We start from the raw sequence: 14610 nt of genomic DNA, 5'->3' as shown, positions 1-14610 counted from the left end.
ATACGATTTAGTAAATATATTTTGAATAAATTATTAACCTTTATAAGATCTAATCTAATAAGAAAGAAACGAATACTTGGTTAGATAAATCAATACCTTGCTCACTTAAAAAAAGCCTGTCTTTATTGTGTATCAGGATTCCTTCCTTCATCCATTTTTCTATAGGTTCCCTATATATTTCAAAAATGGAAACCCCAAACTTTTTATAGAATTCCCCTATACTTATACCTTTTAACATACGTAATCCCAGAAACATATATTCTTCCATAGCAATTTTGGGTGTAATCGTCTCTCTTTCTGTAACGAGCTTGTCAGGCTGACCTTTTGCTGTAAGGTAGTCATTAAATACTACTGTATTATGGTAACGTATCTCATCCATATAACCATGTGCACCTAATCCTAGACCCAAGTAAAATCCACATTCCCAGTAGAGTTCATTATGCCTGCAGTTTAATCCATCTTTAGCCCAATTTGAAATCTCATACTGAGTATACCCTGCTTCTTTTAAACGTTCTTTTACAAAGGTATACATCTGACGGTCTGTCTCTTCATCAATAGTCTTAAGTGTACCTTCTTCATATTTTTTTCCAAACACAGTCCCTTCTTCTATAATCAAAGAGTAAGCTGAAATATGTGGCAATTCATAAGCAATCATTGTCTCTACTGTATCTTGCCATTCTTCCATAGTCTGATTAGGGAGTGCAAACATAATATCTGTATTAATATTAGTCATACCATGATTTCTAAGTAGCATGATACTACGTTTCCAATCTTCAAAAATATGAATACGTCCAATCTGCTTAAGCTGATGATTCTGTACAGCTTGAAGGCCTAAACTTACTCTATTAACCCCATTCTTTTTAAAACTTTCAACATGCTCTTCTAAAATGGTTCCAGGGTTAGACTCTACTGTCCACTCTGCATCTTCTTCAATGTCAAAATTTAATCTAATAGCCTCTAGCACACAGTCTAATAAAAAAGGTGGAAGTACCGTAGGGGTACCTCCACCAATAAATAGACTACCGATTGTGTGCAGGCCTCTTACCTTCAGACCATAATGCTGAATTTCCTTTACAAGTGCATCTACATAAATTTCTTCTTGTCCTTTATTAGGAAAAGATAAAAAATCACAATAATAACACTTAGAATGACAAAATGGTATGTGTACATACAATCCTATTTTCATATAGTCCCTCTATTCATCAAGTTTTAAAACGCTCATGAATGCTGCTTGTGGCACTTCTACATTACCAACTTGACGCATACGTTTCTTACCTTCTTTTTGTTTCTCAAGAAGTTTACGTTTACGTGAAATATCCCCACCATAACATTTAGCAAGAACATCTTTTCTCATAGCGCTAATGGTTTCTCTGGCAATAACTTTATTGCCAATAGCAGCTTGGATTGGAATTTCAAATAAATGCTTTGGAATTTCCTTTTTAAGCTTTTCAACAATTTTTCTACCTTTCTCTACTGCATTAGATTCATGCACGATAAGAGAAAGTGCATCTACCATTTCTTTGTTAACAAGTATATCAAGTTTTACAAGCTTAGACTCTGCATAACCTGTAAGCTCATAATCAAATGATGCATAACCACGTGTTCTAGATTTAAGTGCATCAAAGAAATCGTAAATAATTTCATTAAGTGGTAGATCATACGTAAGTACCGCACGTGTACCCTCTAAATATTCCATACCATGATAAATACCACGTCTTTCTTGGCAAAGGTCCATAACTGCACCGATATAATCAGATGGCACAATAATTTGTGCTTTTACCATAGGCTCTTCCATATGTTTAATATGAGATGGATCTGGAAGGTTAGAAGGGTTAGATAAATCGATACGCTCGCCATTTGTCTTATAGACATGATAAATAACGTTAGGTGCTGTTGTAACAAGATCTAAGTTATATTCACGCTCTAAACGCTCTTGAATAATCTCCATATGAAGAAGTCCTAAGAAACCACATCTAAAACCAAATCCTAATGCTACAGATGTTTCAGGTTCAAATGTAAGTGCTGCATCATTAAGTTGGAGTTTTTCAAGACTATCACGAAGATCTCCATACTTTGAACCATCTGCTGGATAAAGGCCACAGTAAACCATTGGATTTACTTTTTTATAACCTGGCAATGGCTCTGCTGTAGGATTGTTAGCATCTGTTACCGTATCCCCAACACTTGTATCTTTTACATTCTTAATACTTGCAGTGATATAACCTACTTCACCCGCTTTAAGGCTATCTGTTGGTCTAAAGGCACCTGCACCAAATGTTCCAACTTCCACAACATCAAATTCAGCTTTTGTAGCCATCATACGAATCTTCATACCTTTTTTCACTGTACCTTCTTTAATACTACAGAAGATAATAACACCTTTATAAGGGTCATAAAGAGAGTCAAAGATAAGGGCTTGTAGTGGTGCATTTTCATCACCTTGTGGTGCCGGCACACTTTTTACAACCTGTTCAAGCACGTCTTCAATATTAATACCATTCTTAGCTGAAATAAGCGGTGCTTCACTAGCATCTAAACCAATAACATCTTCAATTTGATTCTTAACAGCATCTGGGTCTGCACTTGGAAGATCAATTTTATTAATAACTGGCATAATCTCAAGATCATGATCAAGTGCTAGGTATACATTGGCAAGTGTCTGAGCTTCAATACCTTGAGCTGCATCTACAATCAGAATAGCACCTTCACAGGCTGCTAAACTTCTAGATACTTCGTAATTAAAGTCTACGTGTCCTGGTGTATCAATTAAATTAAAGATATATTCTTCACCATCTTTTGCTTTATAAACAAGCCTTACAGCTTGTGATTTAATGGTAATCCCACGTTCACGTTCTAAATCCATATTATCAAGAACTTGTTCTTGCATTTCCCTTTCTGTAAGAGTACCTGTCATTTGTATGATCCTGTCGGCTAATGTACTTTTACCATGATCAATATGTGCTATAATACAAAAATTTCTAATTTTTTCTTGTCTTGAAAGAGACATATTGCTCCTCCTTAATATTTTCTCTAGTATATTCGTTTTATTATAGCATAACCCTTTTACATGTATCAATCCTTTTCAAGAACCTTTGCTAATAGATGTGCAATAGGTTCAGCTGTTCTAATAGCTTCTTCACTGGTTTCGTTTTGCGCACCAATTTCGATAAGAAGTGACATAGGTTTCATATTTAGGCTGTAGCGGTAACCTTTTAAATAGATTTTTCGCATAAGCTGAGGATAGTATTTCATCCCTTCTATCTGCATCTGCAGTGAAAAGGCTAGATTATCTTCTAAATAAGGATTAACTAGAGACTTCATAGGAACATTTTCTCCAGCTTGATTTTTCTGCCTGGTCATACCATTTACGAACATAATCTTTGCTGCCTCTTCGCCATTTAAATCCCCCGTTACTTTAGCATCTCCCTCAATACCATCCCTATGTAAATCTATACAAATCTGTATAGATGGGTTTTGATCTAATACAGTTTGTATTACAGCCTCCATACGTTCATAACAACCATCTGTACTCGTTGTTGTGTCATTTTCATAAAAATGATCTGTAACATGTAAGGTTTCAATACCATATTCTTCCTCTAAAATTTCCTCTAATGCATTGCCTACAGCTACTACACCTAAGTCACCTGTTTCTTCATCTGCAAAAAGTTCTTTTGCATGTGTATGGAAAACAAGAACTTTAGGTCCCTCTACGGATTCATCTATTCTAAACTCTCTTTGCGCTAGCTCTTTAAAATCCCACTCTTCAAACAGTTCTTCATCTATAGTAAGAATATTACGATCCCCTGTATAGATTTTATTTAAAAGATATTGTGGATCACTTAATTGATCTAAGTTAATTTGTTGCTTAATAGGCGTAGGCAAATCAGGTGTATAGAGATTATCTTTTTCAAGGGTAATCAGCTCTTCCTCTTCAGGAATATGAAAATGTCCTGAAAGTTCTTCTTCATAACTCCCTCTATCTATTAGTTTACTAAATGGCATAGTTTGTTTAACAAGTGCTAGGGGCATACTGAGCCTTTTTATAGATGTTGCAACTTCTTCTTCAATATCTATATTTAGCACTTCTTGACTATAGGCTGGCATTGTAAGCTTTGTAAAAAGCAATGGTGCTTGTTGATTCGTCTTATCATTTAATAGAGCATACAACTTCCACGTACCACAAATAATCATAAGTGTTAGTGCAAGTCGTATGCCATATGGTTTAATATTCAATTTATTTTTATTCATCCTGTACCCCCTCTTATAGCCTGTCTTTACTATTGTATAATTTAGAAAGGGGATTTATGACTAATTAGAGTATTTATTAATATCATCTAATCCTATACCAGGATGCACTGCAATATTGATACTATTAAAGATAATAGTCGTAAGGTAGGTAATAATTTCATCAATATCTTTAGCTGTTACAAAAAGATTACCTAATTGGGGAACAAGAATTTCCTTAATCATACTATATTTTTCTTCTTCACTAACTTCCTTAAGAAGGCTGTAAAAAGCATGATCGGGTGCATGTGTAAGCATTTGATGTATCATATGGTCTAATGTATCATTAACAAGAGTTGCCGTATCAATAACAGTAGGAACACCTATAGCTAGTACTGGACATCCCATTGTAGCTTCACTAAGTTCCTTACGTTTGTTTCCTATTCCTGCACCTGGAGAAATACCTGTATCACTAATTTGAATGGTAGAATTAATACGTTCTGGACTTCTTGCCGCCAGTGCATCAATAGCAATTATACAGTCTGGTTTAATATTTTCGACAACCCCTTTTATAATTTCTCCAGTTTCAATACCGGTTAATCCCATAACACCTGGTGTAAGACTACTTAAAGTATTGACTGACTCATCTATAGCTTCTGGAGCATGTTCTTTAAGATGTCTTGTAACAAGTACTTTTCCAGATACCTCGGGACCTAACATATCTGGTGTAGCATAACGGTTACCAAGTCCTACAACTAATACATGGAGTTCTGACTTTTTAGGTAATAACTTTTTAATCTCTGTAGAAACGATATGAATAATTTCTTGATGTACTTCTGGATTGTTATCCTTCATATCTTGAGACTCTACTGTAATATAATGCCCAATAGGTTTCCCCATATTTCTTTCGCCTAATTCATTCTGAATATGCACATAAGTTGTTGTAATAGGAAATTTTTCATTTTGAGTCATTTTAACCTCTACACCCTCTATATGATATCCGTCAGCTTCTGTATTATTTTTATTAAGTTCCATACCGATTTCTAAGGCTAAATCCGTACGTGGTGTCCAGCTTGTAAGCGTTTTTTCCATAACGTCATCCTTTCTGTACTACTCTTCAAGTATTTTTACCATAAATTTAGAGACTATACATTGACTTGTCTCTGGTAATACTATATAATGTACCATGATATGATTAACCGTTCATAATTCCCCAAACCGTGTCCATAGAATATGAATGGAGGTGCCATCACATGGCAAATATTAAATCAGCAAAAAAACGTATTAAAGTTATCGCAACTAGAACAGCACGTAACCGTGCACTTAACTCAGCAGTTAAAACATACATCAAAAAAGTTGTTGCTGCAGCAAACAACAATGATAAAGCATTAGCAGAAGCTCAATTAAAAGTTGCTGTTAAAGCTATCGATAAAGCTACTGCAAAAGGTCTTTTCCACAAAAATGCAGCTGCTCGTAAAAAATCAACTTTAACTCGTTTAGTTAACAAAATGGCGTAATTTAATACAAAAAACTACTAACCTTAAGGTTAGTAGTTTTTTATTGTTCTTTTATTGTATTGTAATACATTTAATAATAAGAAGTTCAATACACTTAACAGGTTCCATCTTACCTGTTTTAATAGCACTATCACTTTCAAGGCAAAGTTCTAAAATATCCTGAAGGACTTTAAAACTAAAACTTTGAGCTTGCTTACTTAAATCCTGTGCCACATAATAAGGTACACCTACACTTTGACTAATTTGCTTAATCGGTGTTTGCGTTCGTAGCAAATATTTTACCTGTAATAAAATACGATACTGTCTAGCTATGAGTACAAGTACACCTATAGGTGATTCTTTACTTTCAATAAGTTTATTATAAATTGCTAGAGCCTGGCTCGTATTTTTTTGGCTTACTGCTTTTAGAAGCTCGAATACTCTTTGTTCTAATGAGAATACACAAACCTCATTAATCACTTCTTTTGTAACAGCCTCTTTACCTACATAAGATGCTAGTTTATCTAGTTCAATTAAAATATGTCCAATATTACGTGGCAAATTCATGATTAAATATCGGATAAGATAATCTTCTATTTTAAGTCCTCTCTCTTTACAAGCTTCTTTCAAAATACGCATTAAAGCTTCATCATCTGGGCATACCCCTTCTATTACTTCAAAATCACTTTTGACATACTTATAAAGTGCATTACGTTTATCAATTTCATCTTCCACAAAGACAATCTTCGTATAATTAGGCTTTTTCTTAAGCCAGTCAAGAAGATTTTGTGTATCTTCTTTTCTACCCGCCTTAAAAAGTCCACTTTTTCTTACAACAATGAGTTTTTCCTCTGCAAAAAACGGCATTGTTTCACCTGTGTCTATCAAATTAGAAACAATAAGATCCTTGCCTTCAAATGTAGTATAATTCATTAAATCTGATTCATCTACACTTTGACTTTTAATTTTATTTAGAGCCTCATTTTTAATCCATTCTTCCTCACCATAAATGAGGGTAATCCCCTTCTGGTTCACGTACCTATTCCTCCTGTATTTGTGACTGCACCGTATACTGTTTACCATCTGTTCGAACAAAAAGCGCACCTTGTATATCTGTACGCATAATCTCTATTTGCTGCTCCTTAAGTCTTTCTAATGTTAATCTGTTAGGATGACCATAAAGATTTCGAACACCTGCACTAATCATACCATATTCTACGCTTAGTTTCTCTAAAAACTTTGAGGAAGATGAATAACTTGATCCATGATGGGGAACCTTCAAAATCTCTAAATCATCTAAATCATTTTCTAAATACTTTTCTGTAGCAAATCCAATATCTCCTGTAAACAGTTCTTCAAATTCTCCATACTTTAATACACAAACAAGTGAAGCTTCATTGGCATTGCTATAGTCAGCATCTTTGTAAGGCCAAAGCACCTGAAGACAAACATCATCTATTCTAACTTCATTGCCTCTATATCCCTTATAAAGTGGAATTTTCTGCTTTTCACACAACTTCTTAAGTCTAAAGGCATATTCATCTTTTAGATCATCAGGCACTTGCCATATAACTGCCTTTACATTATAACCTTCCTCTATTAAATAAAGTAATCCACCTATATGGTCTTCATGAGGGTGTGAAACAATAGCTAAGTCTACTTGCCTTTTTCCTTTATATTTAAGATAGTTTTCTACCTTTTTACCAGACTGCTCCGGCCCGCTGTCTATAAGTAAAGTCTTGCCTTTTGGTGTTGTCACAACAGTGCAATCTCCTTGCCCTACGTAAAGATGTGTAATATTCATAAAACCTTCTGTATTTAAAATACCTACTAGGATTATAAGGCTTCCTACTCCTACTAAATAGTAGTTTCTTTTATTCCATATCTTTTTTAGTTTAAAACCCAATATACATAACATACTATAGTGTAGGATAAGGAACAAACCACTTGGCCTACCTATTATTAAAGTTGTAAAAGGTAATGTAGCCAAAAAAGTCCCTATACTTTTAATACTTCCTAGAAAACCTAAAATACTATAAGCTAATATAAAACTAATCCCAGGCATTACTGTACTTACTAAAAGTGTTATAAATATTAAAGGGAGCAAAAGTCCAAAAATAGGAACCAGCAGTACATTAAGCAGTACACTTAAAAGAGGTATCTCGTAAAAATGATAAGCTATAACAGGACTTATAAAAAGCCCTATACATATAGAAGGTAAAAGTATACGGCATACCTTAAGCACACTTTTAGCACAGCTACACTCATGTTTTATAAAGTGATAAACAGACTGATAAAAAGCTATACCTAATAAAGCTATAAAAGAAAGCTGAAATCCTACCTGGTAAAGTTGAAAAGGGTTGACTATTAAAATAATTAAAGCAGCTAATGCTAAACTACTTAATAAATCTTCTTCCTCCCACAAACTTCTTACAACAAGCATAATTGTCAACATGATACTTGCCCGTATAATAGATACACTCATACCTACAAATATGCTATAACTCCATATGCCTATTAGACTAATCCCATTTCTCATTTCATAGTTTAGGCCCATAATCCCTAAGGACCACCAGATACCAGCTGCTATTATACTCATATGCAAACCTGAAATAGCAAGTACATGTGCTATCCCTAATTGTTCATACAACGCTCTTATATCTGTATTTAAATCTCCGTCTTCTCCTAATACTAAGGCACTAACTAAACCATCATCTTGTCCTTTAAAAATGTACTCAATCTGCATACGCACTTTCTCTCTTATTTTATAAAGTACACCTTTATAAGGCCATCTTTTTATAACTTGTTGTAGCTTGACTTCATTGACAATTCCCTGACTTTTTAAATAAAGACCATAATCAAAGTCAGAGGGATTGTACTGCTTAGGTAAAGGATTTACTTTTCCCTGTATAAGTACAGTCTCTCCTAAATGAAAGTCCTCTTGATAATTTGTAATCACTTTAATCTTACTTCTTAAGGCTACTGCTTTATCCTTTTGTACGTTTATCACTTGATCTAAAATAAGAACTTGATTAAAAGCTGTTTCTGCTTCATCTATTATAATCCCCTTTAAAGTGACCTGTTCTCCTGCTAAAAACTGTTCTTTAGATACAGGATGCATCTGCATACTTACGCTTCCTATCCCCATCATAATAATTAAGAGCATATAAGCCCATTTCTTTGTGTAATGTATAATCACTAAATTACTTCCAAGTACAATTAAACCATAAATAAAAAAGGAATGATATGAGATATTCTCTCTTATCATTCCCCCTATTAATCCTAATATAAAATAAATTCCTACCCAAACTAAGGGTCTATGGAGTCGGTGCAATAATCGCTTCATTCCTTTCAAAGATACCACCTGTATGGATTGGAAGTGTGAACTCTGTCTGTTTCTTTCCATCCTTTAGGAAAATAACTTTTTTGATTCTTGATAACTCTGTTAATGAGTCTACAATAGAATAAATCACAATATCTTCTCGTAAACCATTAGCCAGCTGTGGTACTTGTAAATCATAAGACAAATCAATTTGGCATACCCCATCTTGTGTTTTAATAGCATTAACCTTTGTATCTATAGGTAGTGGTGCTACCAATCCTTGTGTGACAGGACCTTTTATAAGCTCTGCTAGAATATAATTTTCAAGTGGTGTATTATTATCGACTCTAATTTCCCTTGGTTCTTTATAAAGCAAATCACCTTGTGGTCCTGGGAAGTATAAAGTAATAATCTGACTATTTGTCGGTGGCTTAGGATTGAGTACACTAATTAAAATATCTTTGCGCTCTACTGGTTCAATCTTCTCGCCATTGCTATTGACAAGTGGCTGATCCCCTGCAAAGAATTCAATTTTATCAATAAATTCTAACTCTGTAAGCGTATAGACAAGCATAGCCCGATGAATAATCTGTGTTGGCGTATCTAATTTATCATAATCCTTTGTAAAATTAATAAAAGCACTGCGTTCCTTTAAAATAGCCTGGTCAATATTAAAGTTTATGGGTCTTGCACCTTGGTTACTTGTCTGCGGTCCTTTTGCAAGTGCATCAATGACTGTAAGCATCAGGCGTTCATTCGACATATCAGCCGTTATTTCAAGTTTACGTTCTTCCATAACTAATGCATTCTGATGTTCATCATAAAAATAAAGGTTAACTTTTTCTAAATCCCCACCTGAACTATTACCATTAAAGCACCCTACACCTAATAAAAGAAAACTTAAACTTAGTAATAGGAGGGGGATACGTATCCATTTGTTCATCCTCTTCTGCCTCCTCTTATATCTGCCTAATCGGTATTTGAACTGTGAAAATAGAACCTTTACCTTCTTCACTTTCTACTTGTATCGAACCATTATGCATAATAACTGTACGGTATGTAATAGAAAGCCCCAGGCCTGTTCCCCCTGTTTCCCTATTACGTGTTTTATCTGTTCGATAGAAGCGTTCAAATATTTTAGATTGTTCATCTTTTGCAATACCAATACCCGTATCTTCTACACTTACCCATGCATCTTGAAGGTCACTTTGTAAAATAACTCTTACTTCTCCACCTTCTGGTGTATACTTAATAGCATTCTCAATAAGATTGGATATAGCAAGTGTCAACTTCACCTCATCAATATCTACAAAAATTTCCTTATGACTTTGATAAATAAGCTTAATGTCTTTCTTCTTAGCCAAAGGAATAAGTCTTTTTAAAATGGCTTGTGTCATATCATTTAGGTTGGTTGTTTTAATGTTCATCGGTACTTCTGTCTGATCCAGCCTAACAAGTGTCAATAAGTCACTAATAATATTATTGAGCCTGTCCACTTCAGAGTTAATATCCATAAAAAATTCCTGATACATTTCTACAGGTACATTTTCCTGAAATAATAAAGATTCTGTTAGAACCTTAATAGAAGATAAAGGTGTTTTTAATTCATGAGATACATTAGATACAAATTCCTGTCTAGAATGTTCGACACGTTGCAACTGCTCAGCCATATGGTTAAAAGCATTACCCAGTTCTGCAATTTCATCTTTCCCTTTAATATCTACTTTTTGGTCAAGCTGGCCATTCGTAATCTTTTGTACAAATTTCATAAGAAGTTTAAGTGGTCTTGAAATAAAAGAAGAAGTAAAGAAACTTAATAAGCCTATCAGAAAACTTGTAAATAAAGATAATAAGTAAACTTGATTACGCATTTCACCTAATGAATCATAAATATCATTTATATAGGCTGTAACTACAACGGTACCTAATACTTCATCTTTATTTTCTTTATCTACTATAGGAACAACTGCACTCATCACTTCTTGGTCTTCTCTTATAAAAACCTGTGCACTCTCTTCTTTATTAAGGGCATCAAAAACCTGCTTATTCATAATGGTATGCCCTTTATCAGCAGCTGCTGAATCTGCAATAATATAACCTAGTCTATCTACAACTACAATACGTCCATCAAATCCCTTTTCTTTACCAAGTCCCTTAATATAGGACTCAAAGTAAGTATAACTTGATTGGTCTTTGAGATAGTTACCTTGCGTAATTTGTATTGAGATACGATTTGCCTCCCTAAGCCAATCGTGCTTACTTTGTTCAATATAATAAGATTCCATACGCCCCATTAATATAGGAGAAAAAAACATAAATGGCAAAAAGCTTACTAAAAAGAATAAGATAAATAATCTCCATCTTAGGCTATGGAACCATTTCATCTTAATCCTTAAAATAGTAACCTACCCCCCATTTAGTATGAATATATTCAGGTTGCCCTGGATTTGGTTCAATCTTTTCACGCAGCCTTCTTACATGTACATCTACTGTTCTAACATCACCAGGGTAGTCACGCCCCCAAATTGTATCAAGAAGCTGATCACGGCTATACACCTTACCTGGGTGGGTTGCAAAAAGTTCAAGCATATCAAACTCTTTAGCTGTTAAATTGATTTCTTGATTATTTAAAAATACACGTTTGCTACTTAACTCTAATTTTAAACTGCCTACTTCAAGGAGCTTTTTACTCTGTTCTTTCTCACTTTGTACAGAGCGTCTTAAAATAGCCTTAATACGTGCTTTAAGTTCTAAAATATTGAAAGGCTTCGTCACATAGTCATCTGCTCCATATTCAAGTCCCATAATCTTATCCATATCCTCACCTTTTGCTGTAAGCATAACAATAGGAATATTGGAGAACTCTCTTACAAGCTGACATACCTGTAGCCCATCATATTTGGGAAGCATCACATCTAAAATCATCACATCATAATGTCCCTGTTTAACCAGATTAAGGGCTTCTTCCCCATCATAAGCTACATCCACTTCCCAGCCTTCTTGTTCAAGACTAAACTTTATTCCTTTAACAATGAGTTTTTCATCATCTACCACTAATACTCTACTATTCATTTTAACTCCTCCTATTCTATTGTAATATATTCTAGTAAAGCTTCATAAGTCTTCTGACCAATGCCAGAAACATTTTTTAACTCCTCTAAATTTTTAAATAATCCATGCTCATTTCTATATGCAATAATCTGACTCGCTTTCACCTCTCCAATTCCCGGAAGCTTTTCAAGTTCCTGAATTTCTGCTGTATTAATATTCGTGCGACCAGACTCACTTTCCCTTAATCTATTGTCATATGAATCCATCACTTTGTCAATTTCTTCTCCTACTTTCGGGATATAGATTTGCTCATGTGCTGTTACAACTCTTGCAAGATTAGTTGCTTCCCTATTAGCCTCTTCAGTAAATCCTCCAGCTTTCATGACGACTTCCTCTATAAGGCTGTCTTCCCTAATCTCATAAACACCTGGCCTCTTAATGGCTCCACAAATAAAAACAGGTACCATCTTATTAGTAGAAACAATCTGTTCATGAGGTATTTCTACTTCTTCATCTATAGATAAGCTTTCTAATTCTGTTGTTTGAATAATTTCAATAACTTCTTGGTCTTGATGAGCTATGCTATAAATTAAACTAGAAACAGTTAGTAATATAAAGATAAACAGAACTTTATACTTATTTAATAATTTTATCACATAATCACCTCTTGTACAAAGTTTTAACATATTTTGCATAACTTAGTCACCTTGACCTTTACGAATACTTATATTTTTTATATACTATTACTATTGAAAGGAGTATCATCGTACTTATGAAAAAAAATACTTTTAGACAATTTATTAATATTGTATTAATTTTAACATTATTATTTAATACACCTATTTATTCTGCTGAATTAGATGCCAATAACAGTTCTTCTGGAGCTCCTACAGTAGAAGCTGAATCTGCTATTTTGATGGATGCTAAAACAGGGGAAATCTTATTTGAGAAAAATAGTACACTTAGACAATATCCTGCAAGTATTACAAAACTTATGACCGCTTTATTAGCTATTGAAAATCTGAAGCCTTCTGATATGATTACCTTTTCAGAAGAAGCTATTTATGGGATAGAACCTAATAGTAGCCACATTGGAATGCGTGTAGGGGAACAAATTACAGTTGATCAAGCCTTACACGGACTCCTTCTTATGTCTGCAAATGAAGTTGCTAATGGTATCGCTGAAAAAGTAAGTGGATCTATTGAAAACTTTGCTGTTGCCATGACTAGAAAGGCTGAATCTTTAGGAGCTAAAGGCACTCATTTTGCTAATCCCCATGGTTTGCACGACGACAATCACTATACAACTGCACTAGATATGGCTCTTATTATGCGCGCTCTTTATAACAATGAATACTTTTTAGAAATCATGGGAAATTTCACTTATGAGATTCCCCCAACTAATAAAGTAAATGAAAAACGCTATCTTGCTCAGCAACATAAATTATTAACACCATTTGGTGATAGTACATTATATAGGCAAGATGTTATTGGGGGTAAAACAGGGTATACTGACCAAGCACGACATACATTAGTTACAGCAGCCAGACAAGGAGATATTGATCTTATCGTCGTTATTTTAAAAAGTAGCAGTAAACAAGGTATGTATGAAGATACTTCTAAATTACTCGACTATGGCTTCAACAACTATGAAATCTTTGATCTCCTTACACAAGATGAAGTCATTTCCACACTACCTATCTATTCTATTAAAAGCGGCAAACTTATTGAATTTGCAAAATGTGATATTATTGCTTCAAGCAACGAATCCGTACTTATTAATAAAAACATTAAATTACGTGACCTTGTTACGAATATATCGCTCCCAGAATATCTCGAAATGGGCGTAAGTCCAGGCGATGTCGTAGGCTCCATTGAATATATTTACAATAATAAAGTTCTTGCACGTAGTGATCTTAAAGTAGCAGATTTTGAATATGCTTCTTCACCCTATACGGCAAACCAGCCTACTAAACCACTTATTACTTTTCCTCTTTCCTCTTTCCTCACTTTACTGGGAATTCTAGTAAGTATTTGTGTTATACTTATTATAATCATTAAACGTAAACATAAAAAACGCTTCAAACATAAAAAACTTAAATTTTCAAAAACATTAAAATAAAAGGATGCTACATTTTGAACTGCTACCCGTCAAGTAGACAACTAAAAAAATAAAAACTTTTTACTACCATTAGATTCAGATCTAGTGGTAGTTTTTTATGCTACCTGCAAATAAGCTTGGTGTTTTTCAAAAGGTGTTAATACACCAAGCTTTCTCTGAAGACGTTTATTGTTATAGTAAGTCATATATTCTTTAATCATTTCTACTAAATCTTTTTTGTTTGTAAACTTCTTTCCATAATACCGCTCTCTTTTTAAGATTCCCCAGAATCCTTCTATAGGACCATTGTCAATGCATTTACCTACTCTGGACATACTTTGAGTCATTCCTGCATTCATAAGCTTTTTATAAAAAGAGCGACTTGTATACTGAAAGCCCCGATCACTATGGAATAG

General features: G+C 34.1%; 13 protein-coding genes. 2 read left to right on the top strand and 11 right to left on the bottom strand.

The features are described from left to right. Positions 1-49 precede the first annotated feature (49 nt). From hemW to gpr, 4 genes are all read right to left on the bottom strand, one after another. Positions 50-1186 (bottom strand): radical SAM family heme chaperone HemW, encoded by a 1137-nt coding sequence (gene hemW / locus H8718_RS12625; protein WP_249333195.1) that lies wholly within the window; start codon positions 1184-1186, stop codon positions 50-52. Positions 1187-1195: 9 nt separating this feature from the next. Further along, positions 1196-3007 carry a translation elongation factor 4 gene (gene lepA, locus H8718_RS12620; protein WP_177669717.1) on the bottom strand — a complete coding sequence of 604 codons (1812 nt, stop codon included), beginning with the start codon at positions 3005-3007 and terminating at the stop codon, positions 1196-1198. Positions 3008-3072: 65 nt separating this feature from the next. Further along, complete coding sequence (locus H8718_RS12615; protein WP_249333194.1) at positions 3073-4248, bottom strand: stage II sporulation protein P; 1176 nt, start codon at positions 4246-4248, stop codon at positions 3073-3075. 60 nt (positions 4249-4308) lie between these two features. After that, positions 4309-5316 (bottom strand): GPR endopeptidase, encoded by a 1008-nt coding sequence (gpr, locus tag H8718_RS12610; RefSeq protein ID WP_249333193.1) that lies wholly within the window; start codon positions 5314-5316, stop codon positions 4309-4311. A gap of 161 nt (positions 5317-5477) precedes the next feature. Between gpr and rpsT the strand changes: the two genes are divergently transcribed. After that, entirely contained in the window at positions 5478-5741 is a 264-nt protein-coding gene (gene rpsT, locus H8718_RS12605; protein ID WP_177669711.1) for a 30S ribosomal protein S20, read from the top strand. A gap of 51 nt (positions 5742-5792) precedes the next feature. Here rpsT and holA read toward each other — a convergent pair whose 3' ends face one another. From holA to H8718_RS12575, 6 genes are all read right to left on the bottom strand, one after another. Continuing rightward, positions 5793-6755, bottom strand: coding sequence for a DNA polymerase III subunit delta (holA, locus tag H8718_RS12600; protein ID WP_249333192.1), 963 nt, complete (start codon positions 6753-6755; stop codon positions 5793-5795). A 4-nt stretch (positions 6756-6759) separates the two neighbouring features. Beyond that, on the bottom strand, positions 6760-8988 hold the full coding sequence (locus tag H8718_RS12595) for a DNA internalization-related competence protein ComEC/Rec2 (protein ID WP_249333191.1): 2229 nt from the start codon (positions 8986-8988) through the stop codon (positions 6760-6762). A 49-nt stretch (positions 8989-9037) separates the two neighbouring features. Then, the gene (locus tag H8718_RS12590; protein WP_177669706.1) at positions 9038-9985 is read right to left on the bottom strand and encodes a GerMN domain-containing protein; all 948 of its coding nucleotides are present in this window, start codon (positions 9983-9985) and stop codon (positions 9038-9040) included. 16 nt (positions 9986-10001) lie between these two features. Further along, positions 10002-11327, bottom strand: coding sequence for a sensor histidine kinase (locus H8718_RS12585; RefSeq protein ID WP_249333190.1), 1326 nt, complete (start codon positions 11325-11327; stop codon positions 10002-10004). Between the two features lie 100 nt (positions 11328-11427). Further along, positions 11428-12114, bottom strand: coding sequence for a response regulator transcription factor (locus tag H8718_RS12580; protein WP_177669701.1), 687 nt, complete (start codon positions 12112-12114; stop codon positions 11428-11430). Between the two features lie 11 nt (positions 12115-12125). Further along, a complete protein-coding gene (locus tag H8718_RS12575) occupies positions 12126-12788 on the bottom strand; it encodes a helix-hairpin-helix domain-containing protein (RefSeq protein ID WP_249333189.1) in 663 nt (220 codons plus the stop codon). A gap of 77 nt (positions 12789-12865) precedes the next feature. Between H8718_RS12575 and H8718_RS12570 the strand changes: the two genes are divergently transcribed. Continuing rightward, on the top strand, positions 12866-14215 hold the full coding sequence (locus tag H8718_RS12570; protein WP_249333188.1) for a D-alanyl-D-alanine carboxypeptidase family protein: 1350 nt from the start codon (positions 12866-12868) through the stop codon (positions 14213-14215). Between the two features lie 95 nt (positions 14216-14310). Here the strand turns inward: H8718_RS12570 and H8718_RS12565 are convergent. Beyond that, positions 14311-14610 (bottom strand): IS3 family transposase (locus H8718_RS12565; protein WP_249333187.1); only part of this gene is annotated, 300 nt, incomplete at its 5' end.

The organism is Zhenhengia yiwuensis (assembly GCF_014384995.1).
Classification (GTDB): domain Bacteria; phylum Bacillota; class Clostridia; order Lachnospirales; family Cellulosilyticaceae; genus Zhenhengia; species Zhenhengia yiwuensis.
This window is presented reverse-complemented; position numbering and strand designations above follow the sequence as displayed.

Coding starts and splice junctions, on each gene's coding strand:
- hemW (WP_249333195.1), bottom strand. CDS start 1,186: ATGAAAATAGGATTGTATGTACACATACCATTTTGTCATTCTAAGTGT.
- lepA (WP_177669717.1), bottom strand. CDS start 3,007: ATGTCTCTTTCAAGACAAGAAAAAATTAGAAATTTTTGTATTATAGCA.
- H8718_RS12615 (WP_249333194.1), bottom strand. CDS start 4,248: ATGAATAAAAATAAATTGAATATTAAACCATATGGCATACGACTTGCA.
- gpr (WP_249333193.1), bottom strand. CDS start 5,316: ATGGAAAAAACGCTTACAAGCTGGACACCACGTACGGATTTAGCCTTA.
- rpsT (WP_177669711.1), top strand. CDS start 5,478: ATGGCAAATATTAAATCAGCAAAAAAACGTATTAAAGTTATCGCAACT.
- H8718_RS12595 (WP_249333191.1), bottom strand. CDS start 8,988: ATGATAAGAGAGAATATCTCATATCATTCCTTTTTTATTTATGGTTTA.
- H8718_RS12590 (WP_177669706.1), bottom strand. CDS start 9,985: ATGAACAAATGGATACGTATCCCCCTCCTATTACTAAGTTTAAGTTTT.
- H8718_RS12585 (WP_249333190.1), bottom strand. CDS start 11,327: ATGGAATCTTATTATATTGAACAAAGTAAGCACGATTGGCTTAGGGAG.
- H8718_RS12580 (WP_177669701.1), bottom strand. CDS start 12,114: ATGAATAGTAGAGTATTAGTGGTAGATGATGAAAAACTCATTGTTAAA.
- H8718_RS12575 (WP_249333189.1), bottom strand. CDS start 12,788: ATGCAAAATATGTTAAAACTTTGTACAAGAGGTGATTATGTGATAAAA.
- H8718_RS12570 (WP_249333188.1), top strand. CDS start 12,866: ATGAAAAAAAATACTTTTAGACAATTTATTAATATTGTATTAATTTTA.